Origin of the sequence: Amycolatopsis regifaucium (genome assembly GCF_001613935.1) — a bacterium.
GTDB lineage: Bacteria > Actinomycetota > Actinomycetes > Mycobacteriales > Pseudonocardiaceae > Amycolatopsis > Amycolatopsis regifaucium.
The window spans coordinates 342,609-364,397 of sequence record NZ_LQCI01000052.1 but is presented as its reverse complement, the minus strand read 5'-3'; the positions used below and the strand labels follow the sequence as shown (position 1 = coordinate 364,397).

Genomic DNA, 21,789 nt, shown 5'->3' with positions numbered 1-21,789 from the left:
CAGTCCCACCGATCCGGGACTTGGCCCGACGGGCGGCTTGATGCGAACATATGTTCTATGCCGACCGAGGGGCCCATCCTGCACGCCGACCTGGATTCGTTCTACGCGTCGGTCGAGCAGCGGGACGACCAGAGCCTGCGCGGGCGGCCGGTCATCGTCGGCGGAGGCGTCGTGCTGGCGGCCAGTTACGAGGCCAAGGCGTACGGCGTCCGCACGGCGATGGGCGGCGGCCAGGCGCGGCGCCTGTGCCCGGACGCGATCGTGGTGCCACCGCGGATGCACGCGTACTCGGAGGCGAGCAAGGCGGTTTTCGAGGTCTTCGACCACACGACACCGCTGGTGGAAGGTATTTCGATCGATGAGGCCTTCCTCGACGTCGGCGGGCTGCGGAAGATCGCCGGCACGCCGAGCCGGATCGCCGCGAAACTGCGCCGGGACGTGCTGGAGCAGGTCGGTCTGCCGATCACCGTCGGCGTGGCCCGGACGAAGTTCCTCGCGAAGGTCGCCAGCGGCGTGGCGAAGCCCGACGGACTGCTCGTCGTGCCGCACGACAAGGAACTGGAGTTCCTGCACCCGCTGCCGGTCGAACGGCTGTGGGGCGTCGGCGAGGTGACCGCGCGGAAACTGCGCGAGCGCGGCGTCACGACGGTCGGGCAGATGGAAGGGTTCGGCGAGAAGGAACTCGTGCGCCTGCTCGGCCGTGGTGTCGGTACCCATCTGCATGCCTTGTCCCACAACGACGATCCGCGGCGGGTGCGGACCGGCCGCCGTCGCGGGTCCATGGGGGCGCAGCGCGCGCTCGGCGGCAAGCCGCGCTCGCCGGCCGAACTCGACGCGATGCTGCTGACCCTGGCCGATCGCCTCGCGCGTCGGCTGCGCGCGGCGCACCGGGTGTGCCGGACGGTCGTGCTGCGCATGAGGTTCGGCGACTTCACCAAGGCGACGCGTTCGCACACGCTGCTGGAGGCGACCGAACAGACCGGCGCGATCGTCGCCGCGGCACGCGAGCTGTTCGCCGCGGCGAGACCGCTGATCGACGAACGTGGGCTCACCCTGATCGGTCTCGCGCTCACCAATCTGTCGCAGGACGACGCGATCCAGCTGGCCTTGCCCTTCGAGGCGAAACCGAGGGACGCGCTCGACTCGACGCTCGACACGGTCCGGGACCGCTTCGGCTCGAAGTCCATCACGCGCGCGGTGCAGCTCGGGCAGGCCGAGGAGCCGTGGGTGCCGCTCCTGCCGGACTGAGTCCCGTCGCTAGGGTGTCGCTGTGGCGGATTCAGCGGCTTCAGTCGAGATCTACACCGATGGTGCGTGCAGCGGGAACCCCGGCCCCGGCGGCTGGGGCGCGGTGCTGCGGTACGGCACGGTCGAGAAGGAGATCTACGGCGGGGATCCCGGGCCGACGACGAACAACCGGATGGAGCTGACCGCGCCGATCGAAGCGCTGGAGAGCCTGAAGCGCCGGGTCACCGTGGACATCTACACCGACAGCACGTATGTCCGGAACGGCATCACCAGCTGGGTGCGGAACTGGAAGAACAACGGCTGGATGACCTCGGCCAAGACGCCGGTCAAGAACGCCGACCTGTGGCGCCGTCTCGACGAAGCCGCCTCGCGGCACGACGTCGAATGGCATTGGGTCAAGGGGCACGCCGGCCATCCGGAGAACGAGCGAGCGGACCGGCTCGCCGTCAAAGGCGTGGAAGAGGTCGTGGGCCGGCCTGTGGTCCAGCCCGGCGACCGGTCCGCTCGACGTCGTTGAAAGGCGTCGTCAGCAGCTGACGCTGACCTTCGCGCTCTTGGCGAAGGAGACGTGGACGTGGTCCATGTGGTTGGCGGTCGCGCCGCCGCGGTCCTCCATGGTGTCCCAGCCGCTGCCGTCGTTGTACCGCTGGCGCCAGATGACGTAGGTGACGCCGAAGTCCTTCTGGTTCGCCAGGAGGTAGTCGGCGATGGCGTTGCCGGTGGCGGTGTCCACCATGAAGTCCAGCGCCAGCCCGGACGGGTGGTCGCTGGCGTTGGCGCGGCCGGCGACACCGCCGATGTTCGAGACGCCGAACTTCGCCTTGATGTGGTTGCCGACCTGCGCCACGTGCGGCTTGGTGCCGGCGAGGCTGGTCGAACACGACGCGGTCGCGGCGGGGACGATCTTCTTCACCGGGGCGGGGGCCTTGGTCGACGTCGTCGGCTTCGGGGGAGCCACGGTGGTCGACGGGGCGGGGGGAGGGGTGCTGCTCGAACTGGAGGGCGGGGTCGTGCTGGTCGACGGCGGGGGAGGCACGCTGGAGGCCGGGGGAGCCTGCAGTGCGAGCGCGGCACTGGCCGCTTCGACGTCAGGGGAGCCTGCGGTGGTCAGCCACATCGACGCCGGGAGCGCCGTGGCGACGGCTGCCGCGATACCCGCGGGGAGCTTCCATTGCGAAGCCTTTTTCTTGCGATGTCTGCCGGCCATTTCTCTGATCACTCACCACTTCGGGGACGGGAACTCGCGTCGGGGGCCGCGAGCTCCGGGCAACATTACGAAATGGACACGGCAAAGTCACGCGCGAGTGTGCTCGCCCACAGTTACCTTGATCGGTGAACCGAACAGGGCTCGCGTCCGTACAGCCACTAGAAGTGCTTTTCTGTGACCACCGTGAGTGACGACTTCAGTCCGCTTGGCAGGCTTGGAAGTGCATCCTGTCGTCCGGTGAGGCCACGTTCACTCCCGGGGAGCCTGGAGCCCGGGTGGTCGCCGCGGAGGCCGCGATCGTGGTGCAGACCAGCTGGTTGATGGCCTGGTTCGAAAGTTTCCGCACACTGAACGGCAGCACGATGGTGGTCGGGTCGCCCGAGTACACCTCGACCCGCCCCACCTCCGCCGGGACGAACGTGGTGAGGCCCTGCGCGGCTTCCCGCTCCGTCGGTCCCTTCAGCAGCAACGTGAGCGCGCCTTCGGGTGAGATGAAGTCCTGGGTGGGCCGCGCAACCGGGATGACCCGGCCGTCGGAGACGAAGTACAGCGTCACACCGCCGAGAAAGTACTTCCCCGTGGTCGCGCGGATCGACGGGCCGGGCCCCGCCGGGACGACGCCGGTCGGCTGGACGCCGCAGGCCGCCACCAGCGTCGCGGCTGCGAGAACGGGCAATACCCGGGTCCTTCTCATCGCGTCCTTCCTTCGGTCCGGTGCGGCAGGCGCAGGACGAACAGGGCGCCGTACCCGGTGTCGGCGGCGGTGATGTCGCCGCCGTGCAGGCGGGCGTTCTCCAGCGCGATCGCCAAACCGAGCCCGCTGCCCTCGGAGCGGGCACGGGCGGTGTCGGCCTTGGTGAACCGGTCGAACACGTGCGGCAGGACCTCGGGGTCGATCCCGGGGCCGTGGTCTTCGACCTCCAGAGTGACGTCCTCGTCGCCGGTACGCAGGCGGACTTCGACCGGCGTTGCGCCGTGCCGGAACGCGTTGCCGACGAGATTGGCCACGATCAGGTCGAGCCGTCGCCGGTCCACCCGGGCGAGGACCCCGTCGGGCAGGTCGGTGACCAGGTCTTCGCCGTCACGCCAGCCGCGGGCGTCGAGACTGTCCCGGATCGCCGTCGCGAGATCCCATTCGTCGAGCACGAGTTCGGCGCGGCCCGCGTCGAAGCGGGAGATCTCGACCAGGTCCTGGACGAGCCGGGTCAGTCTACGGGTCTCGCCGGAGACCAGCCGCGCCGCGACGGCGGTGTCCGGCGGGAGCGTCTCGGCGTCCTCGTCCAGGACGTCGGTGACCGCGTTCATCGCCGCGAGCGGGGTGCGGAGTTCGTGCGAGACGTCGGCGACGAACCGGCGGGCGTCGGCCTCCATGGCTCTCAGCTCGCCGACCGTGCGTTCCAGTTCGGTGGCGGTGCTGTTGAAGGTGGTGACCAGTTCGGCCAGCTCGTCGGATCCCTTGGCGGGCAGCCGGACGTCGAGCCTGCCCTCGCCGAGCTGGGCGGCGGCGGTGTTGAGCGCCCGTACCGGCCGCAGTACCTGCCTGGCGGCCAGCAAGGCGAGCGCGGCGGCCAGCGGCAGCGCGAGCGCGGCCATCCGCCACGCGGACTTCGCGAGTTCCTCGATGGCCTGTTGCTGCTGGACGAGCGAGGTGAGCGAGTACACCTCGATACCGCTGGCGCGCATCGACCCGTCGGGTTGCCGTGTCAGCACCGGCAGGCCGACCTGGAGTTCGGGGCCGGTGTCGCGGTCCAGCCGCTGGAACTGGATACGGAGGTCGCCCGCGACCGTCCGCCGCAGTTCGGTCGAGAACCGGGTCAGGTCCGGGCCGTTGACCGACCGCAGGGTCCCATGGACCGCGACGGCGTTCAACCGCAGGGTGCCCGCGAAATCGTTGAGCTGGTCCTGGGTCGGGGGCGTGGACAGCGGGCGGTCGTAGGCGCCGACCCGGTCCTTCAGCTGGTTCATCGCCGCGTCTTGGACCGCTTCGAGGATGGCGTTGCGGGCCGAGACGTAACTGGCGCCCGCCGCGGCCGCCGCCCCGATGATCGTCATCGCCGCGAAGGCCAGGATGAGCCGGGGCCGCAGGCCGGAGAGCAGCCTCATGAACGGCCGAACCGGTACCCGAAGCCCCGGACGGTCTGGACGTGATCGGGCTTCGCGGGCACGTCTTCGATCTTCGCGCGAAGCCGCTGGACACAGGCGTCGACCAGCCGGGAGTCACCGAGATAGTCGTGATCCCACACGGCGGAGAGGATCTGCTGGCGGCTGTAGACCTGTCCGGGTGTCCGCGACAGTTCCAGCAGCAGTTTCAGCTCGGTCGGGGTGAGCGAGACCGGCACGCCGTTCTTCGTGACCACCAGCCCGGCGCGGTCGATGACCAGCGCGCCGTGCCGTTCCCCGGCCGGGTCCTCGCTCGCGGGCTTCTCGCTCACCGCGCGCCGCAGCACCGCCCGGATCCGCGCGTCGAGCACGCGAGGCTCGATCGGCTTGGTCACGTAGTCGTCGGCGCCCGCCTCCAGCCCGGCCACGATGTCGAAATCGTCGCTGCGGGCGGTGAGCATGATGATCGGCACCTCGCCTGCCGCGCGGATGCGGCGGCAGGTCTCGAAGCCGTCGATCCCGGGCAGCATCAGGTCGAGTACGACGATGTCGGGCTGGAACACCCGCAGTTTCTCCAGCCCGAGCTCACCGCTCTCGGCGGTGTGGACGGTGTGCGCCTGACGGCGCAGCGCGAGTTCCAGACCCTCCCGGACGGACGCGTCGTCTTCGATCACAAGGACACTTGCCACGCCGCCATTATTCGGACAACGCCGCGCGGATGCGAGTCGGCTCGATCTTGTAGCAGAACCATGACATTGTCCGGACCTCACCGCGAAACGCCGTGGGGACAGTGGGATGCATGGCCCTACTCACCCAGGAAGCGAAACCGACGCCCGCCCACCGTCCGCTGCCGGGACGGCACGCCGAGACCAGGCGCACCCTGTCCAGGGCCGTGTTCCAGCTCGCCACCGGACTGGGCCTGGCCGCCGCGTTCGTCGTGACCTTCGTGCTCTTCGTGCACACGTCGGCCGGGCAGCTCGCGGAGAACGGCGTCGTCCGCAGCGCGCAGTCCGGCCGGTGGTCCACAATGGACTGGGCGGGACCGTTGCGGGACCAGGACATGGTGCTGGTGATCGGCGCCGCCGTCGTCGGGCTGGCCGGCTTGGCGTCACTTCGCCGCAAACCCGGCCTCCTCGTTCCCGCCTTGAGCGTCCTCGTGCTCCCGCTCGTCGCCGCGCAGTTGCTCAAGCTGTATGTGCTCGACCGCCCCGAATTGCCCGACGGCGGTTACGGTCCCGCGCACAACAGCTTCCCGAGCGGACACGTCAGCGCCGCCATGGCGATTCTGATGGCCCTCGCTTTCGTTCTGCCCCAACGGTTCCGTCCGGCGATCATCGGGGTGGGCGGCGTCGCGGTCGCGTGGGTCGCGTCGTCGACCGTCGCGCTGGGCTGGCACCGGCTGAGTGACACGGCGGGCGCCTGCCTGCTGGGGGCGTCCTTCGCCTGCCTTCTCGCCGCCTGGCTGACCACCCGGCGCCGCGACCTGCGCCGCACCCCCGCCGTTCTGGTGGCCTTGGCCGCGGTGCTGCCGACCGTCATCGTGCTGCTCGGGTTCGCCGTCCTGCACACCGCGACCGCCGGTGCCGCCCAGTTCGTCGCCGCGCTGGTGCTCGCCGCGCTGTCCGCGGTGGGTGTCGTGCTGGTCGCGCTGTGGCCGCTGTGCGGGTCCGCGTTCGAACGGCGGTCCGGTGTGGAGACCCGGGTGGTCGACGACCTGCTCGATACCCGTCTCGTGACCCGCCGCTGAGGATGACCCGGCCGCATTCAGTCCTCTGAACGCGGCCGGGTCATTCCCGGCGTGAGTCGCCCGCCCGGCTCAGCGGCGACGTCGGCGCCCTGGGTGCCGGAGGTTCGGGGGCGGCCGGGACCGAGGGAGCGACGACCACCCGGTTCCGCCCGGCCCGCTTCGCCGCGTACATCGCCGCGTCCGCCGCACGGAACAGCTCGCCGTAATCCGTCGAGTGCTCAGGCGAGAGCCCGACACCGATCGACACCGTGCAGCCGTGGATCGGCCCCACGGCGCGGGGTTCGTTGGTGGCGTGACCGCTGGCGAGTTCGGTCAGCCCGGTGATCGCGGTCTTCGCGACGGCCTCCCGGATCCGCTCGGCGATCCGCATGGCCTCCTCGCGGGTGGTGTCCGGAAGCAGCACCGCGAACTCCTCGCCGCCCCAGCGCCCGACGACGTCGGAGGCTCGTGTGTTCTGCCGCAGTGCCGCGCTGACGCAGCCGAGCACGATGTCGCCGCCGGAATGTCCGTACTTGTCGTTCCACTGCTTGAAGTGGTCGAGATCCAGCATCAGGAACGCCGTCGGCCGCCGGTCGGTCTGGTCTTCGAGCAACCTGAGCGCCGCGGGCGCGTGGAAGGAATCCTCGGTCAGCAGCCCGGTCTTCCGGTCGCGCTGGCTGCGCGCGATCGTGTCCGCCAGCGCCTGCGAGAGCCGGGTCGAGCGCAGCGCGACCCCGATCATCACCAGCGGCACCAGCGCGATGTTGACCGCGCCGAGGATCGTGGTGCACGCGGCGAGCTGCAGCGCGTAGACGAAGTCCGCGTTGTCGGCCCAGCTTCCGATCAGCTTCTGACGGCGCCACCCGCCCCAGGCCAGGCCACGCGCGATGCCGATCAGGAGCGTCTGCGACGCGAAGTACCAGAGCGCGGCGCCCACCAGCGCGGCGGCGGCGAACACGATGTCGCCTGCCTGCTGGGGGAGCGTGCCCGATTCGAGCCAGGTGTGCAGCGAGGTCAGTTCGATGAGCGTGTGCACGCCGAGGATGGACGCGGCGTGCGCGGCGGTGGTGAAGAGGAACGTCGTCATCGCCTTGTGCGCGATGGAGTAGCGCTGTACGCGCACCATCAGCAGCAGCGTGAGAGAGTACGCGGGCGGCAGCAGGACGGCCGCGCTGCCGAGCCAGACGGCGGTCTGGTCGATGTGCTCGCCACGCCGGTCGTCGGCGCGCCGCTGTTCCTCGGGGTGCTGGGTCTGGACGAGGTACCAGATGGCGCAGCCCGCGATCACGCCGAAGCGGACGAGGTCGGTGGTGGTGGCGGAGGCCTTGAACCCGCTGTAGAGGGCCCAGCCGGCGACGGCGAGTTCGGTGCCGAGCATCCAGACGACGGCCGCGGGCGGCAGCCGCCACAGTTCCCAGCCCGCCGGATGCCGCAGGGTGTTCCAGGCACGGCTGCGCAGCCGCCAGACGCGGGCGGCGGCGAGCCCGACGGTGTCGGCGAACCCGCGGACCGAACCGGTCTGCCGGTCCGTGACCACGTCACGGTTCGCGGTCTTCAGTTCCTCCCGTAGCCCGAAGTCGCTGACGAGGGCCACCTCCATCCGTTACGCACCGCACCCGCCTCGATCTTGCTGGTCACCACAAGAGGGTGACAGGGGGACCGCGTTGACGATCGCGTGAGACAGCACAATGCCTGCGTTCGCCGGACACGATGCCGCCACAAGCTGGCAGGGTGACTCGTATGCCAGACGCCGCATACGACGCCGCCACGGGCCCGGTCATGTTCGGCCCGGACTTCGACCGGGACCCCTCGCCCGCGTACGAATGGCTGCGGGCGAACGCACCGGCGTTCCGGCTTCCGCTGCCGGGCGACACCTGGACCTGGTTGCTGACCCGGCACGCGGACGTCGTCTCGGCGATGGCCGACCCGCGGTTGTCCAAATGCCCGTCCGTCGCCGCGGACCACTGGCGCAAGGCCAATCTCGGGCTGCCAGCCGACCACCGCCCGACGCTCATCGGCCATATGAACAACGTCGAGGGCGACGAGCACGCGAGGCTGCGGAAGGCCTGTGCCGGCGCGTTCGGGCCGCGACGGCTGCAGCATCTGCGCGACCGCACGCATCAGCTGGCGAACGAACTGCTCGACCCGATCCTGGAGCGCGGCGAGGGCGACCTCGTCGAGGATTTCGCCTACCCGCTGGGCATCCGGTCGATCTGCGAGCTGATCGGCATCCCGGACACCCTCCTGGACCAGGTCCGCCCGCCCGCGCTCGTGGTCGCCGCCGGTGACGTCACCGACATGCCGTCGATGCTGAAGGCGACCGACGAACTGGACGAACTGCTCGCCGACGTCGTCGCGCGGAAACGGGCCGAGCCCGGCGCCGACCTGATCAGCGACCTGCTCGCGCAGGAGGCCGCAGGAAAGCTCACCGCGGAAGAGGTCGCCGCGACGGCGTTCCTTTCGCTGATCGCCGGGCACGAGACCACGATCAGCCTCATCGCCTCCACCGCGCTGACCCTCATCACACATCCGGAGGAGGCGGCCCGCGCCCGCGCCGACGGCTCGCGGCTGACCCTCGTCATCGAGGAGGTCCTGCGCCGCGACACCCCGCTGCAGAACACCAGCTGGCGGTTCGTCACCGAGCCGATGGAACTGGCCGGACAGCGCATGGAGCCCGGCGACCCGATCCTGTTGTCGTTGCTGGCGGCCAATCGTGACCCCGACGTCCACCCCGAACCGCTCGCGTTCCGCCCGGGTGAGCGGCCGGTGCGGCACGTGGCCTTCGGGGTCGGCCCGCATATCTGCATCGGCGCCGCGCTCGCGCGGATGCAGGCGTCCGCGGCGCTGGAGACGTTGTTCGACCGCGCGCCGTCGATGACGCTGACCGTGCCCGAAGACCGGCTCGTCTGGTGGCCGAGCGCGATCACCCGAGGCCTGCACAACCTGCCGGTGACGCTCGGCTGAGACCCGCCGGCTACTCGCCTCACTCAAAAACGAGACACGTGCCTCGCTTCTAGACGGCGCCTTCCAGCCTGCCGCGCAGCACGCTCGCCTTCCGGTCGTCGAGGTCCATGACGAGCTGGAGCGCGTCGCGCCACGCCGCCATCGCGGCTTCGGTGTGGCCCTGTGCCGCCAGCGCGCAGCCGCGTTCGTCGAGCGCGTCGGCCTGTCCCCAGACGTCGCCGCAGTTCCGGTAGGCGGTCAGGGCCTGCTCGCAGTACTCGAGCGCCTGCTCCAGTTCGCCGAACCGGCGGCAGGTCCTGGCCAGTGGCACCAGCGCGAAACCCATGCCGTGCTGGTCTGCGTCCTTGGCGTAGACGTCGAGGGCGCGACGGCCGTGGTCGAGGGCGAGGTCCCGGTCTCCCAGATCGCGATAGGCGCGGCCGAGGTGGACCCGCGCGGTGGCTTCGCCCAGCTGGTAACCGATCCGCGCGTTCACCGCCACACTCTGTTCGGCCAGCCGCACGGCTTCGGCGTAGTCCTCCCGCTCGTGCGCGATGTTGCCGAGTCCCACCAGCGCCCAGCCGAGGCTCGGGTTCTCGCCGATCTCGCCGGAGATGTCGACGGCCTGGCTGTACAGCTCGTGGGCGCGGTCGAGGGCGCCCCGCCGCCGGTGCGCCTCGGCGAGGTTGATCGCCGACCACGCCAGCCCGCCGAGGTCGCCGCCCGCCTTCGCGGACTCGATCGCCACGTCATGGCTGGAGATCCAGGTCTGCCACGGCCTGCCGAGCAGGTGGTAGTCGAACATCTCCACCGGCAGCCGCCAGCCGATCTCGTACAGCCCGTGCTCCAGTGCCAGCCGGGCGACGCCGGTGATGCTCGGCATCTCCGACGCGCACCAGATGTAGGCCTCGTCGAACGTGGCGAACCGCAGCGGCTCGACGCCTTCGGGAGGGGGGCCGAGGTCGACGTGGTGGTCGCGGGCGGGCGTCAGTGTCCAGCTCGCCGCGTTGGCCGCGTGGAGATACCAGTGGGTGAGCCGGGAAACCGCCGCCTGCCGCTCGTCCCGCCATTGTTCGGCGGCGGCCTCTTCGGCGGCGTAGACGCGAAGCAGGTCATGGAAGCGGTAGTACAGCGCGCCGACCTGCTGGACGAGATGTGCCTGGATGAGCTTGTCGACAAGTCGCCGCGCGTCGTGTTCGGGCAGTCCGGCGAGCGCGGCCGCCGCGCCGGCGGTGAACCGCGGACCGGGGTGGAGGCCGAGCAGCCGGAACATGCGGGCGGTGTCGGCGTCGAGCGCGCGATAGGACCAGCTGAAGGCGGCCCGGACCCCGACGGCGTCGTCGTCGATCGCGAGCAGTTCCAGCCGCCGACCCTCGGCGACGAGCTCGACGGCGAGGTCGCCGACACTCTGGTGAGGATGGGTGGCGACCCGTTCGGCGGCGATGTTCACCGCCAGCGGCAGCGCCGCGCACAGCCGGACGAGTTCGCCGACCCCCTCGGGGTCGCCCGCCGCGCGTTCGTCCCCGATGAGTTCGGCCATGAGCCGCGTCGCTTCGAGCTCTTCCAGTGGTTCCAAGGAAACCTGGACCGCGCCGCTGCCGACGACCAGTCCGGAGAGCCGTCGTCTGCTGGTGATCAGCACGGTGGTGTCCGGGGTGCCGGGCAGCACCGGCCGCACCTGGTGTGAGTCGAGCGCGTTGTCCAGCACGACGAGCGTGCGCTGGCCCCGCAACAGGCCGCGCAGGAGGGCGAGCCGCATGTGCTCCTCGGCGGGAACCCGGTCGGGGCGGACGCCGACGCAGCGGAGTAAGTCGTCGAGGATGTCGGCGGGCTGGGCGGGGGAGCCCGCCGCGTAGCCGCGCAGATCCGACCAGAGGACGCCGTCGAACTCCTCTTGCCGCCAGTTCGCCCATTTCAGGACCAGCGCGGTCTTCCCGACCCCGGGCGGCCCGGCCACGAAGACCACCTTGGCCGGTCCGGTCAGGACTTTTTCGTCGAGCAGGGCGAAGTGTTCCTCGCGGCCGACGAAATGGCTCGGCGGAGGCGGAAGGTGAACGTAAGGTTCCGCACGGGCGGCTTCGGCGAGCACGATCAGGGTCCCGCCCGCCTCCAGCGCGCGATCGCAGGCTTCGGCGAATTCCGCGCTCGGCGGGGTGAGGCCGCGTTCCACCCGGCTGATGAGACTCTTGTCGACATAGGCGATTCTCTGAAGGTCGCGCAGCGCCAGTCCCTTGGCCTGCCGCCGTTGCCGCAGCGCGCGTCCGAACGCCGACGCCGCCGTCGAAACCGGCCGCGGTTCCGTCCGTGCTTTCCCGGTTTCCCCGGATCTGGCCGAACCGGAATTCTCGGTCACCAGAAGCACCTTTCTCCCTGCTCCGCGGCAGATCGTGCCACAACGGTCCGAAGGCGGGCAGGGCCATCCGCCGATTCGCCGCTGGGCGAAATGGCTCCGCGCGCGACAACCTTCCCATCACATGGGTCACAACACGGCCACCGGGGGCGTGGAGGAGGAAAGCCTGCCCGCAAACTGAGCGAGAACGCGCCCGTTCCCCACCGGTGCGCCAGTCGAAGAGGGAGGTGGGTCATGCGCGACCGCGAAATGTGAGCAGGCCCTGTTCCGCCTTGCGAACGACCGGGCGAGTACTGATCTCCTCGTGAGCCGGTCGTGGCCGCCTTTCCCGGCGGCCACGACCGTGACCGCCGGCGAACATATAGGACCACTTAACGTCGGTGTAGATCTTTTCACTTGTCCTGACGGGTCCGCCGAGGCAGCTTGAAGAGGTGTTCGAGCGGCAAGGCGAAAGGACCAAAGTGAGCATCGGCGCGCCGGGAACCCTGATCCGGATGGGTGTTCTCGCCCTGTTGTGGGGATCGGGCTTCCTGTGGATCAAGCTCGCGCTGACCGGGCTTCCGCCCGTTCAGCTCACCGTCATCCGCTGCGCCCTCGGCGCGGCCGTCCTTCTCGTACTGGCGCGCTGGGCCGGGCAACGCCTTCCGCGTGGCCGCCGGATCTGGGGCAGGCTCCTCGTCGCCGCCTTCTTCTGCAACGCCTTGCCGTTCGCGTTGTTCAGCATCGGTGAACTGACCGTGGATTCCGGAATCGCCGGGGTGATGAACGCGACGACTCCGTTGTGGTCGCTGCTGATCGGCATCGCGATCGGCGGCGAACGCGGGATCACCGCGGTCCGGGCCGGTGGGCTGGTCCTCGGCTTCGCCGGCATCCTGCTGATCTTCGCGCCCTGGCAGAAGAGCGGCGGACTGTTCGGCTGGGGCACGCTGGCCCTGCTCGGTGCCGGAATCAGTTACGCCGTCGCTTTCGCCTACATGGGGCGGAAACTCGTCGGCCAGGGCGGACCGATCGCGATCTCCGCCGCCCAGTTGCTGACCGCCACCGGGCTGAGCGCGCTCGCGCTGCCGTTCGACGCGGCGCCGACGGGGCCGCTGAACGTGACCGCGGTGCTCGCCGTCGTCGTACTCGGGATCTTCGGCACCGGCGTCACCTTCTACCTCAACTACCGGCTCATCGCCGACGAAGGCGCGACCTCCGCGGCGACCGTCGGCTACCTGCTGCCGGTCGTCTCGGTGGCCTTGGGCGCGATCGTGCTCGGCGAGGAACTCGGCCCGCGGGTGCTCGCCGGGATGGCGGTGGTGCTGCTCGGCGTCGCGCTGACCCGCTACGTGAGGTCTTCGGCGAGCAAGTCCATCAGCAGCCCGTCGTGCCAGCCGTCTCCCTCGGTGTCGCGTTCGTAGCGGCGCATCACCCCGACCTCGCGGAAGCCGACGGCCTTGTAGCAGCGGATCGCGGCGTCGTTGTCCACGGCGGGATCGATGACCAGCCGGTGATGCCCGAGATCGTGGACGAGGTGGCGGGCCATCGTGCGGACGGTGTCCGTACCCAGCCCGCGGCCGTGCGCCGCCGGGTCGAGGAAGAGGTCGACCGACGCGTGCCGGTACATCGGGTCCTCCTCCTCGCCGTACTGGACGAGGCCGCGGACGATGCCGTCCTCCAGGACGGTGAAGCAGGCCGTCAGCGGATCGTCGAACGGCCAGGTGGGGGAATCGTCGACCGACCCCCAGCGTGCCCTGACCTCGGCCGTGCCGATGATCCGCCGCAGCTCCGGGACGTGGGCTTCGGTGACCGGGGCCAGTGTCACGATCTCCCCGCGCAACTCGGTGGTCAGTTCCCGCTCCGTCCGCTCGTTCGAGTGGCGCCAGTCTAGGGAGAAACCGGCGGACGCGCCGCTGGAACCGCACGAAAACAGGAGGCCTTCCCAGCCTGGATCAGGTATCAAAGAAGACGAAGGGGGAGGTGGGTCATGGGGAACCTGCACGAGGAACCGCGCCCGGTCGCCGAGCTGGCCGAGGGTGGGGAGACGGCCGTCCGCGCGGCGGTGCTGCGCAAGGCGACCGAAGCGGTGGTCGCGAACGCCCGCGACGCGACCGATTGCCGGATGCTGCTGGAGATGCTCGGATTGCGCGCCGCGCCCGGGACCCGATCGGGTGAGGAAGCCGCCTGAGTTCCCCTGAATGGCGCTTCAGCGTCGCGGCAGCACGCAGAACTCGTTGCCTTCCGGGTCGGTCATGACCACCCAGTCGTCGTCCTCGGGGTCGTCGACGATCTTGGCGCCGAGTGACACCAGCCTGGCGACCTCTTCGCGTTGCTCGAGTTCGGTGGGGGCGAGGTCTAGGTGCAGCCGGTTCTTGCCGGACTTCTCCTCGGGCACCGGCTGGAAGAGCAGGCTCGGCTCGTCCTGGCTTCTCAACTCGACGTAAGTCAGTCCGTGGCTGTCCTTCCAGCGCTTCGTTTCGGGATAGCCGAGCGCCTCCTTCCAGAACGCGGCCAGTGCTTCGGCCTCGCGGCAGTCGACGGTGACGGCGAGCATCCTGGTTCGCATCGTTCCACGGTGCCACGAGTGGGCGAGGTTTGCCGGATGCGCATGCGGGCATCCGGCGGGCAGTAGAGGCCACTTCGCCGAAGGGAGCACCATGAAGGCCGTCACCTGGCATGGGAAACGCGATGTCCGGGTGGACACCGTGCCGGACCCGAAGCTGCTCGAACCGACCGACGCCATCGTCCGCATCACCTCGACCGGGATCTGCGGGTCCGACCTGCACCTCTACGAGGTCCTCGGTGCCTTCATCGACGAAGGCGACATCCTGGGACACGAGCCGATGGGCGTGGTCGAAGAGGTCGGAGCCCAGGTGACCGGCCTCAAACCCGGTGACCGTGTCGTGGTGCCCTTCAACATCTCCTGCGGCCACTGCTTCATGTGCGACCGCGGCCTGCAGTCGCAATGCGAGACCACGCAGGTCACCGAGCGCGGCAAGGGCGCGGCGCTGCTCGGCTACACCAAGCTCTACGGCCAGGTCCCGGGCGGCCAGGCCGAATACCTGCGTGTCCCGCAGGCCCAGTACGGCCCGATCAAGGTGCCGGAGGGCCCACCGGACGAGCGCTTCGTGTACCTGTCCGACGTCGTGCCCACGGCGTGGCAGGCCGTCGACTACGCGAACATCCCCGAGGGCGGCACGGTCGTGGTCTTCGGGCTCGGCCCGATCGGCCAGTTCTGCTGCCGGATCGCGAAGCACCGGGGCGCGGGCAAGGTCATCGGTATCGACCTCGTGCCGGAACGGCTCGCGAAGGCGGCCGCGGCCGGTGTCATCACCTACGACACCCGCGAGCACAAGTACATCGGCGACCTCATCCGCGAAGCCACCGGCGGCAGGGGAGCGGACTCGGTGATCGACGCCGTCGGCATGGAGGCGCACGGCGCCCCGGTCGGGCGGCTCGCGCAGAACCTCGTCGGCCTCCTGCCCGACCCGATCGGCGCGAAGATCACCGAGAAGGCCGCGATCGACCGGCTCAGCGTGGTGTACGCGGCCATCGACGGCGTCCGGCGCGGCGGCACGATCTCGCTGAGCGGCGTCTACGGCGGCATGGTCGACCCGCTGCCGATGATGGATCTGTTCGACAAGCAGATCACGCTGCGGATGGGCCAGGCCAACGTCCGGCGCTGGATCGACGACATCATGCCGCTGATCACCGACGACGCCGACCCGCTCGGCGTCGAGGGTTTCGCGACGCACAAGTTGCCGCTAGCGGAGGCGCCGCACGCCTACGAGATCTTCCAGAAGAAGCAGGACGGCGCGGTCAAGATCCTCCTGGAGCCTTCGGCGGCTTGAGGGTGTCGGCCCGCGTACAGCGGGTATCCGATAGCCACATCCTCACGAAGGGAGTCAACGATGACTACGGCACGGGACATCATGACGGCGGACGTGACCTGTGTATCCGGTTCCGAAACCATTCTCGACGCGGCCAAGAAGATGGCCTCCGAATCGGTCGGCGCGCTGCCGATCTGCGGGGAGGACGGCAAGCTCCAGGGCATGCTGAGCGACCGCGACATCGTGGTGAAGGTGCTCGCCGAGGGCAAGGACCCCAGGGCATTGCACGCTTCGGAACTGGCGCAGGGCGAGGCGGTGACGATCGGCGCGGACGACGACGCCGAAGAGATCATGCGCACCATGTCGAACCACAAGGTCCGGCGGCTGCCGGTGATCGACGGCCACAAGCTGGTCGGGATCGTCGCGCAGGCCGACGTGGCCAGGGCACTGCCCAACCCGGACAGTGGCGAACTGGTCGAGGCGCTGTCCTACGACTGAGCAAGCCCGCTACCGAAAAAGGCCCGCTCGCGCGGGCCTTTTTCGGGTACTGGCACGCTTGGCCGCGTGGCTTTCTTCGACATCGACGGGTACGAGCCCGTATGGCTTTCCGGGCTGAGCACCATCCGGGCGGCACACGGGGACCGGCTGCGCGGATTGGTGGGGCGCAGGCTGCGGCATGTCCACCTGACCTGGTTCGTCGAATACGACGAGTGGCTCGAGGACGCGCCGGTCGTGGTGGACTTCGGCGACGAGCGACTCGAGATCAGGCACTTCAAATTCGACGATCTTTCGCTCACCTGGAACACGATCGACCCCTACGGCAAGGCGAACTGGCCCTGGGGCGATCCGGCGGAGCCCAGTCCGCTCCGGTGGCGGCACGACGTCCACCCCGAACTGTCCGCTTTGGAGGGACAGGAACTCCTGGGCGTCGAACTCCTCGAATGCGTGACCCGCGACATGGCCGGGGGCATGGTCGCGCTGGGCTTCGTCTTTCCGAACGGCCGGTTCACCGTCTTCAACGCGATGGACGAGAACGGGATCGAGTTCACCGAGCCGGGGCCGGACTTCCGGGTGTTCCGCGTTTAGTCCTCTGAACGCGTTCGCGCGTGAAGCCGGGGTGGCGTTCCCGACACCGCCCGCGCGGTCGAACCATGGGCGGACCTGATCGACTCTGTGCCAAGGTGAGGGAGAACAACCCTTGAGCCCAGGTGGTGGACCCCGGATGGCACTGAAGATCGGTTACAAGGCGTCGGCCGAGCAGTTCGGCCCGCGCGACCTCGTCGAGTACTCCGTGCTCGCCGAGCAGGTCGGACTGGACAGCGTGATGGTCAGCGACCATTTCCAGCCCTGGCGGCATCAGGGCGGCCACGCGCCGTTCTCGTTCGCGTGGATGGCCGCGGTCGGTGAACGCACCGAACGGGTGGTCCTCGGCACCAGCGTGCTGACCGCGACGTTCCGCTACAACCCGGCCGTGGTGGCGCAGGCATTCGGCACCCTCGGCAGCCTGTACCCGAGCCGGATCCTGCTCGGCGTCGGCAGCGGCGAGGCGCTCAACGAGGTCGCGGTGGCCCGGATCGAGTGGCCCGCGTTCAAGGAGCGGTTCGCGCGGCTGCGCGAGGCGATCGACCTGATGCGGAAACTGTGGTCCGAGGAGCGGGTGACCTTCGAGGGCGAGTACTACCAGACCACCGACGCGACCGTGTACGACCGTCCCGAGGGCGGGGTGCCGATCTACATCGCGGCGGGTGGCCCGGTGATGGCGAAATACGTCGGCAAGCAGGGTGACGGCTTCATCTGCACCAGCGGCAAGGGGATGGAGCTCTACACCGAAAAGCTGCTGCCGGCGGTCGCGGAAGGCGCGGAGCAGGTCGGCCGGAGCACCGGCGACATCGACAAGATGATCGAGATCAAACTGTCCTACGACCCGGATCCGGCGCAGGCGCTGGAGAACACCCGGTTCTGGGCGCCGCTTTCGCTCACCCCGGAGCAGAAGGCCGGCATCGAGGATCCGGCGGAGATGGAGAAGGCCGCGGACGCGCTGCCGATCGAGCAGGTCGCCCGCCGCTGGATCGTCACCTCCGACCCGGCCGACGCCGTCGAGCAGATCAAGCCGTACGTCGAGGCCGGGTTCAACCACCTCGTCTTCCACGGTCCCGGCCACGACCAGGAGCGCTTCCTGCGCTCGTTCTCCGAGCAGGTCGTCCCCGGGCTGCGCGAACTCGGCTGAACCGGAACGGGTGGCGGTGCCCCGTGGCGCCGCTGCCCGTCCTCCCGGCTCAGGACTCCGTGACGAGTTTGCCGATCTCCTGGTCGAAGTCGAACCATTCGGGCTCGGAACCGGCGGGCACCACGTCGTAGGTGCGGTCGAGGAATTCGGCCAGCTCCTGCGCCGGGGCTTCGAGCACCGCGCAGCCGTCGGGCGCGCTGAGCGCGAAAATCACGATCGCGGCGTCGTCGGCCGGGCTGATGATCACATCGCCTTCACCCGATGGGGTGAGGAGGCCGTCCGCGAGCAGGTCGCGGCCGAACATCCAGCGGACCGTCCCGGCGCCTGAGTGGTAGGCCACCACGACGGCGTAGGGATCCTCGGGGTCGTACTCGAGATCGGCCCGGACGGGGATGGGGTCCGCACCGAAAGTGCGCAGGCCGAAGATGATCGTCCCCCGGATGAGGTCGTTTTCCTTGTCCAATGCTTCAGCCCCTTACGTTCGGTTGCTGTTGATCTTCAACTATGGATAACGCAATGTGAAGCCTTTTCGTGACCCCAGTCGACAACTTTCACACGTTCGGCTGAGAGCTGTGTCTCATGTGCTCACAGACGGTCTTCGTCGGCCACGTGCGGTGAGCGCGGCGGAAATGCGATCAGCCGTGCAAAAGAAAGAGATTCCGCACGTGCATACTCCGGTGAATGCCAATAGGACCACCATTCGGCGGCTGGTTTCGATATTTATCGTGGTTAACATCATCTTGCGTCGTTCATGAAATTCCAGGGACCGGCGTGGCTCCGTCCTGGACCTCGGCGAGCTTTGATCGTTGTGGATTGGGAGGGACCTATCAAAATGGGCGTACGAATCACTGTCGTCATTCCCGATGAAGACCGTCGGCGGCGCGAAGCCGTTTACGGCCCGCGGCCGCCGGTGCCGCGAGATCGTGCCCCGGAGACCAGCCGGTCCGGCCGCGATACCGCGCCGGCGGTGCCGTGGGCCCAAGGGCGGCGCCGTGATTGACCGGCTCCCGATGCGTGTCGGGCAGGCCGACGTCGACCGGCTCGAGGGCGTCATCGCGGCGCTTCGTGCGCGTGACTACCGAGAAGGTGGCGGCGCCTGCCGGGAGCTGCTGCGGGTGCTGGAGCCCTACGGTGCGGCGCTGCGGCGGGGCATCATGTCCGCGGCGCTGTCCCGGCGGCTGGCCGGTGTGGTGGCGGATCTGCACAACCTGGTCGGCTGGACGGAATTCGACACCGGCAGGCCGGTCAGGGCGGAGCGGCATTTCCACCGAGCCCTCGAACTGGCGGCGGAGGCCGGCAACGACGATCTCGTCGCCAACATCCATTACCGGCTCGGCCGGCTGTATCTGCATCACCGCTCACCCGCCGACGCCCTCGGTCAATTCGGGCAAGGACAACTCGCGGCACGCCGGGCGGGAACGCCGTTGTCGCAGGCGATCCTGTCGGCGAACGAAGCGTGGGCCTACGCGCTGCTCGGCGATGTCCGGCAGGCACTGGACAAGATTTCCCTTGCGCCGGAACAATTCGCCAGTTCTCCGACGGACGCCGTCCCATCGTGGTCTGCCTTCTTCACCGCCAACGACATGGCCGCGATGATCGGCACGGTGCGCACCGAACTCGCCAGGCTCGTCGACGTCGCGCACAGCCGGGAGGCCATCCCCGCGCTCACCGAGGCCATCGAGGGCTATGGCCCGGACATGGCGCGCAGCCGGTCGCTGACGATGATCTGGCTCGCCGTCGACCACGCGCTGGAGGGTGACCTCGACCGCGCGGCGGCGGTCGGGCTGGCCGCGATGGAGATCGCGGGCGGAATCCGTTCCGCCCGTACGCGGGATCGTTTGCGGCCGCTGTCGGAATGCGTCCGGAAGCGGATGGCCGACATTAACGCGCGGGATCTTCTTGACCGGATCGAAACATTTCGAGCCAGTGCCTGAGCGCCGGAGAATGGTGGAGGAATGACCGGATCAATTGCGGCGGGCGTAGGCTCGCCGTCATGAAACGGACTTCGTTCGCGCAGTGGCCGTGTTCGATCGCGCGCACCATGGACCTGCTCGGCGACTGGTGGACCCCGCTGGTCCTGCGCGAGGCGTTCTACGGGATCCGCAGGTTCGACGAGTTCCAGCAGGAACTCGGGATCGCGCGGAACACCCTCGCCGACCGGCTGCGCCGCCTGGTCGCCGAGGGGTTGCTGGAAAAGCGCGCCTACCAGGCCGAGCCGGTCCGCTACGACTACGTGCTGACCGAGAAGGGCGCCGATTTCTACGGCGTGCTCGCCGCGATGTCGAGGTGGGGGGACCGCTGGCTCTCCGGTGAGGCCGGGCCGCCGGTCATCCTCCACCACGACACCTGTGGGCACGACACGCACGCCGAGGTCGTCTGCGCGCACTGTGCCGGGCCGCTCACCGCGGAGAACAGCCGCGCGAAGCTCGGCCCCGGCTATCCGGCCAAGCTCGCGAACCGTCCCGACGTCCTGCGTCGCTTCACTGCCCAGCAGGTTTGACGTCCTCTTTGACAAGCTCAGTCTATCTACGCAACTATCGAGGTCACCAGCACGGAGAGGTGGCCACGATGGAGTGGACCGGCGCCAAGTACGCCGACAGGCCGACGGTCGAGGTCCAGGCTTGGGTCGACGCCCTCCCGGAGCGGGTGTGGGCGATCGTCTCGGACGTGCGGCTGATGCCGGAGATGAGCCCGGAACTCCAGTCGGCAGAGTGGTGCGACGGCACGGTCGGCGACGCCGCGGTCGGCAGGCGATTCGTCGGTCGCAGCAAGCACGACGCGCTCGGCGAATGGGAGACGACGTCGTACGTCGTCGAATGCGAGGCGCCGCGCGTGTTCACCTGGGCGGTTCAGGACCCCGCGACACCGACCGCGCTGTGGCGTTTCACCCTGGAGCCGGAGAACGGCGGAACGAAGCTCCGGCAGTGGATGCGGCTCGGGCCGGGGCGTTCGGGTCTTTCGCTGGCGATCGACCGGATGCCGGACAAGGAGGAGAAGATCGTCTTCGTCCGGCTGCGTGAGTTCGAGAACGCGATGACCGGCACTCTCGCCGCGATCAAGGAGCGGGCAGAAGCGGCGCACGCGTGATGCGGACGGCGACCACTGTCGAGGCCTCGCGTGGCTGGCGGGAAACGCTGGACTTCGTGCTGGAGGCGGAAAAACTGGGGCTCGACGACTGCTGGGTCGCCGAGGCGTGGGGGTCGGACGCGCCATCCGTCCTCGGCTATCTCGCCGCCCGGACCGAGCGGATCCGGCTCGGCTCGGGGATCATCCAGCTCGGCACCCGGACCCCGGTCGCGATCGCGCAGGCCGCGTTGACCCTCGCGGAGCTTTCCGGCGGCCGGTTCGCCCTCGGGCTCGGCGCTTCGGGTCCACAGGTGATCGAGGGCTTGCACGGCGTTTCGTTCGCCCGCCCGCTGACCCGGATGCGTGAGACGGTCGCGGTCATCCGCCAGGCGTTCGCGGGGGAGAAGATCTCGTTCTCCGGCAAGGAATTCGAGATCCCGTTGCCGGGCGAGGCCAAGCCGATGCGGTTGTCGACGGCGCCGAATCCGGACATCCCGATCCACCTCGCCACGCTCTCGCCGAAGCTGCTGGAGCTGACCGGCGAGATCGCCGACGGCTGGCTGGGCACCAGTTTCGTCCCGGAAGGGGCGCAGGCCTACTTCTCGCATCTCGACGCCGGCCTGGCGAAGGTGGGCCGGACGCGGGCGGACCTCGAAGTCTGCCAAGGCGCCGAAGTCGCCTTCGCCAGGGACGAGGACGAGTTGCGCGGAATGGTCGCGGGCCGCAAGTCCGAACTCGCGTTCAGCCTCGGCGGGATGGGTTCGGCGAAGACGAACTTCTACCACAACGCCTACGGCAGGCAAGGCTGGGCCGAGGCCGCCGCGGCGGTGCGGGAGCGCTGGCAAGCAGGCGACCGCGAAGGCGCGGCCGCGCTGGTGACCGACGAAATGGTGCTGGGCACGACGCTGATCGGCACCGAACCGATGGTGGCCGAACGGCTGCGCGTGTGGCAGGCCGCCGGCGTCGACACCGTCCGGCTCTATCCGGCGGGGGAGACGGTCGCCGACCGGCTCACCACCCTCGGCCGCGCACTGGACCTGGTCCGTGCCCTGGGCTGAGAGCGTTCGGCCGAATGCCCGCGCCGGTTGAGGAGACCGGCGGAGCGGCCCCGGC

23 protein-coding genes are annotated in these 21,789 nt (G+C 69.4%); 14 read left to right on the top strand and 9 right to left on the bottom strand.

Annotated features, from left to right (window positions below):
* Positions 1-57: 57 nt before the first annotated feature.
* Positions 58-1,248 carry a DNA polymerase IV gene (dinB, locus tag AVL48_RS37280; RefSeq protein WP_061980815.1) on the top strand — a complete coding sequence of 397 codons (1,191 nt, stop codon included), beginning with the start codon at positions 58-60 and terminating at the stop codon, positions 1,246-1,248.
* 22 nt (positions 1,249-1,270) lie between these two features.
* Positions 1,271-1,765 (top strand): ribonuclease HI, encoded by a 495-nt coding sequence (gene rnhA / locus AVL48_RS37275; RefSeq protein WP_061980816.1) that lies wholly within the window; start codon positions 1,271-1,273, stop codon positions 1,763-1,765.
* Positions 1,766-1,774: 9 nt separating this feature from the next.
* Here the strand turns inward: rnhA and AVL48_RS37270 are convergent, their stop codons facing one another.
* The 4 genes from AVL48_RS37270 to AVL48_RS37255 form a co-directional block, all read right to left on the bottom strand.
* On the bottom strand, positions 1,775-2,455 hold the full coding sequence (locus tag AVL48_RS37270; protein ID WP_061980817.1) for a VldE C-terminal domain-containing protein: 681 nt from the start codon (positions 2,453-2,455) through the stop codon (positions 1,775-1,777).
* A 196-nt stretch (positions 2,456-2,651) separates the two neighbouring features.
* Positions 2,652-3,131, bottom strand: coding sequence for a GerMN domain-containing protein (locus tag AVL48_RS37265; protein WP_244162454.1), 480 nt, complete (start codon positions 3,129-3,131; stop codon positions 2,652-2,654).
* Between the two features lie 14 nt (positions 3,132-3,145).
* Positions 3,146-4,558: a sensor histidine kinase gene (locus tag AVL48_RS37260; RefSeq protein WP_061980819.1), complete on the bottom strand. Its 1,413-nt coding sequence runs from the start codon at positions 4,556-4,558 to the stop codon at positions 3,146-3,148.
* Entirely contained in the window at positions 4,555-5,244 is a 690-nt protein-coding gene (locus AVL48_RS37255; RefSeq protein ID WP_061980820.1) for a response regulator transcription factor, read from the bottom strand. Before AVL48_RS37255 ends, AVL48_RS37260 begins: the two co-directional genes overlap by 4 nt.
* A gap of 110 nt (positions 5,245-5,354) precedes the next feature.
* Here AVL48_RS37255 and AVL48_RS37250 point away from each other — a divergent pair, with 110 nt between their 5' ends.
* A complete protein-coding gene (locus AVL48_RS37250; protein WP_061980821.1) occupies positions 5,355-6,302 on the top strand; it encodes a phosphatase PAP2 family protein in 948 nt (315 codons plus the stop codon).
* Positions 6,303-6,342: 40 nt separating this feature from the next.
* Here AVL48_RS37250 and AVL48_RS37245 read toward each other — a convergent pair whose 3' ends face one another.
* Positions 6,343-7,881, bottom strand: a complete 1,539-nt coding sequence (locus tag AVL48_RS37245) for a GGDEF domain-containing protein (RefSeq protein WP_061980822.1) — start codon at positions 7,879-7,881, stop codon at positions 6,343-6,345.
* A 140-nt stretch (positions 7,882-8,021) separates the two neighbouring features.
* On the opposite strand from AVL48_RS37245, the gene AVL48_RS37240 reads away from it, so the two are divergent.
* Positions 8,022-9,245 carry a cytochrome P450 family protein gene (locus AVL48_RS37240; RefSeq protein WP_061980823.1) on the top strand — a complete coding sequence of 408 codons (1,224 nt, stop codon included), beginning with the start codon at positions 8,022-8,024 and terminating at the stop codon, positions 9,243-9,245.
* Positions 9,246-9,294: 49 nt separating this feature from the next.
* Here the strand turns inward: AVL48_RS37240 and AVL48_RS37235 are convergent, their stop codons facing one another.
* Entirely contained in the window at positions 9,295-11,577 is a 2,283-nt protein-coding gene (locus tag AVL48_RS37235) for a helix-turn-helix domain-containing protein (protein WP_244162453.1), read from the bottom strand.
* A 458-nt stretch (positions 11,578-12,035) separates the two neighbouring features.
* Between AVL48_RS37235 and AVL48_RS37230 the strand changes: the two genes are divergently transcribed.
* On the top strand, positions 12,036-12,974 hold the full coding sequence (locus AVL48_RS37230; RefSeq protein ID WP_061981126.1) for a DMT family transporter: 939 nt from the start codon (positions 12,036-12,038) through the stop codon (positions 12,972-12,974).
* Here AVL48_RS37230 and AVL48_RS37225 read toward each other — a convergent pair.
* On the bottom strand, positions 12,899-13,405 hold the full coding sequence (locus AVL48_RS37225; RefSeq protein WP_063816508.1) for a GNAT family N-acetyltransferase: 507 nt from the start codon (positions 13,403-13,405) through the stop codon (positions 12,899-12,901). The two genes, AVL48_RS37230 and AVL48_RS37225, sit on opposite strands and share 76 nt — an antisense overlap.
* Before the next feature lie 135 nt (positions 13,406-13,540).
* Between AVL48_RS37225 and AVL48_RS37220 the strand changes: the two genes are divergently transcribed.
* Positions 13,541-13,741: a hypothetical protein gene (locus AVL48_RS37220; protein ID WP_061980825.1), complete on the top strand. Its 201-nt coding sequence runs from the start codon at positions 13,541-13,543 to the stop codon at positions 13,739-13,741.
* Between the two features lie 18 nt (positions 13,742-13,759).
* On the opposite strand, the gene AVL48_RS37215 is transcribed toward AVL48_RS37220, so the two are convergent.
* Positions 13,760-14,119 (bottom strand): VOC family protein, encoded by a 360-nt coding sequence (locus tag AVL48_RS37215; protein WP_061980826.1) that lies wholly within the window; start codon positions 14,117-14,119, stop codon positions 13,760-13,762.
* A gap of 91 nt (positions 14,120-14,210) precedes the next feature.
* Here AVL48_RS37215 and AVL48_RS37210 point away from each other — a divergent pair, with 91 nt between their 5' ends.
* The 4 genes from AVL48_RS37210 to fgd all read left to right on the top strand — a co-directional run bounded on the left by AVL48_RS37210 (position 14,211) and on the right by fgd (position 17,610).
* Complete coding sequence (locus tag AVL48_RS37210; protein WP_061980827.1) at positions 14,211-15,404, top strand: zinc-dependent alcohol dehydrogenase; 1,194 nt, start codon at positions 14,211-14,213, stop codon at positions 15,402-15,404.
* Between the two features lie 60 nt (positions 15,405-15,464).
* A complete protein-coding gene (locus tag AVL48_RS37205) occupies positions 15,465-15,881 on the top strand; it encodes a CBS domain-containing protein (protein ID WP_061980828.1) in 417 nt (138 codons plus the stop codon).
* Positions 15,882-15,947: 66 nt separating this feature from the next.
* A complete protein-coding gene (locus AVL48_RS37200; protein ID WP_061980829.1) occupies positions 15,948-16,469 on the top strand; it encodes a hypothetical protein in 522 nt (173 codons plus the stop codon).
* A 136-nt stretch (positions 16,470-16,605) separates the two neighbouring features.
* The gene (gene fgd / locus AVL48_RS37195) at positions 16,606-17,610 is read left to right on the top strand and encodes a glucose-6-phosphate dehydrogenase (coenzyme-F420) (RefSeq protein ID WP_061980830.1); all 1,005 of its coding nucleotides are present in this window, start codon (positions 16,606-16,608) and stop codon (positions 17,608-17,610) included.
* A gap of 49 nt (positions 17,611-17,659) precedes the next feature.
* Here fgd and AVL48_RS37190 read toward each other — a convergent pair whose 3' ends face one another.
* Positions 17,660-18,073 carry an SsgA family sporulation/cell division regulator gene (locus AVL48_RS37190; protein WP_061980831.1) on the bottom strand — a complete coding sequence of 138 codons (414 nt, stop codon included), beginning with the start codon at positions 18,071-18,073 and terminating at the stop codon, positions 17,660-17,662.
* Between the two features lie 400 nt (positions 18,074-18,473).
* On the opposite strand from AVL48_RS37190, the gene AVL48_RS37185 reads away from it, so the two are divergent.
* From AVL48_RS37185 to AVL48_RS37170, 4 genes are all read left to right on the top strand, one after another.
* The gene (locus AVL48_RS37185) at positions 18,474-19,544 is read left to right on the top strand and encodes a tetratricopeptide repeat protein (RefSeq protein ID WP_482746680.1); all 1,071 of its coding nucleotides are present in this window, start codon (positions 18,474-18,476) and stop codon (positions 19,542-19,544) included.
* A gap of 59 nt (positions 19,545-19,603) precedes the next feature.
* Positions 19,604-20,110, top strand: coding sequence for a winged helix-turn-helix transcriptional regulator (locus AVL48_RS37180; RefSeq protein ID WP_061980833.1), 507 nt, complete (start codon positions 19,604-19,606; stop codon positions 20,108-20,110).
* A gap of 68 nt (positions 20,111-20,178) precedes the next feature.
* The gene (locus AVL48_RS37175; protein ID WP_061981127.1) at positions 20,179-20,697 is read left to right on the top strand and encodes an SRPBCC family protein; all 519 of its coding nucleotides are present in this window, start codon (positions 20,179-20,181) and stop codon (positions 20,695-20,697) included.
* A complete protein-coding gene (locus tag AVL48_RS37170) occupies positions 20,697-21,734 on the top strand; it encodes an LLM class flavin-dependent oxidoreductase (RefSeq protein ID WP_061980834.1) in 1,038 nt (345 codons plus the stop codon). Before AVL48_RS37175 ends, AVL48_RS37170 begins: the two co-directional genes overlap by 1 nt.
* Positions 21,735-21,789: the final 55 nt, after the last annotated feature.

Excerpts from the sequence above, each read along its gene's own strand:
- AVL48_RS37185 (WP_482746680.1), top strand. The coding sequence starts at position 18,474 with ATGAAGACCGTCGGCGGCGCGAAGCCGTTTACGGCCCGCGGCCGCCGG.
- dinB (WP_061980815.1), top strand. The coding sequence starts at position 58 with ATGCCGACCGAGGGGCCCATCCTGCACGCCGACCTGGATTCGTTCTAC.
- AVL48_RS37260 (WP_061980819.1), bottom strand. The coding sequence starts at position 4,558 with ATGAGGCTGCTCTCCGGCCTGCGGCCCCGGCTCATCCTGGCCTTCGCG.
- AVL48_RS37175 (WP_061981127.1), top strand. The coding sequence starts at position 20,179 with ATGGAGTGGACCGGCGCCAAGTACGCCGACAGGCCGACGGTCGAGGTC.
- AVL48_RS37205 (WP_061980828.1), top strand. The coding sequence starts at position 15,465 with ATGACTACGGCACGGGACATCATGACGGCGGACGTGACCTGTGTATCC.
- AVL48_RS37240 (WP_061980823.1), top strand. The coding sequence starts at position 8,022 with ATGCCAGACGCCGCATACGACGCCGCCACGGGCCCGGTCATGTTCGGC.
- AVL48_RS37245 (WP_061980822.1), bottom strand. The coding sequence starts at position 7,881 with ATGGAGGTGGCCCTCGTCAGCGACTTCGGGCTACGGGAGGAACTGAAG.
- AVL48_RS37170 (WP_061980834.1), top strand. The coding sequence starts at position 20,697 with ATGCGGACGGCGACCACTGTCGAGGCCTCGCGTGGCTGGCGGGAAACG.
- AVL48_RS37180 (WP_061980833.1), top strand. The coding sequence starts at position 19,604 with ATGAAACGGACTTCGTTCGCGCAGTGGCCGTGTTCGATCGCGCGCACC.
- AVL48_RS37270 (WP_061980817.1), bottom strand. The coding sequence starts at position 2,455 with ATGGCCGGCAGACATCGCAAGAAAAAGGCTTCGCAATGGAAGCTCCCC.
- AVL48_RS37215 (WP_061980826.1), bottom strand. The coding sequence starts at position 14,119 with ATGCGAACCAGGATGCTCGCCGTCACCGTCGACTGCCGCGAGGCCGAA.
- fgd (WP_061980830.1), top strand. The coding sequence starts at position 16,606 with ATGGCACTGAAGATCGGTTACAAGGCGTCGGCCGAGCAGTTCGGCCCG.
- AVL48_RS37210 (WP_061980827.1), top strand. The coding sequence starts at position 14,211 with ATGAAGGCCGTCACCTGGCATGGGAAACGCGATGTCCGGGTGGACACC.
- AVL48_RS37250 (WP_061980821.1), top strand. The coding sequence starts at position 5,355 with ATGGCCCTACTCACCCAGGAAGCGAAACCGACGCCCGCCCACCGTCCG.
- AVL48_RS37220 (WP_061980825.1), top strand. The coding sequence starts at position 13,541 with ATGGGGAACCTGCACGAGGAACCGCGCCCGGTCGCCGAGCTGGCCGAG.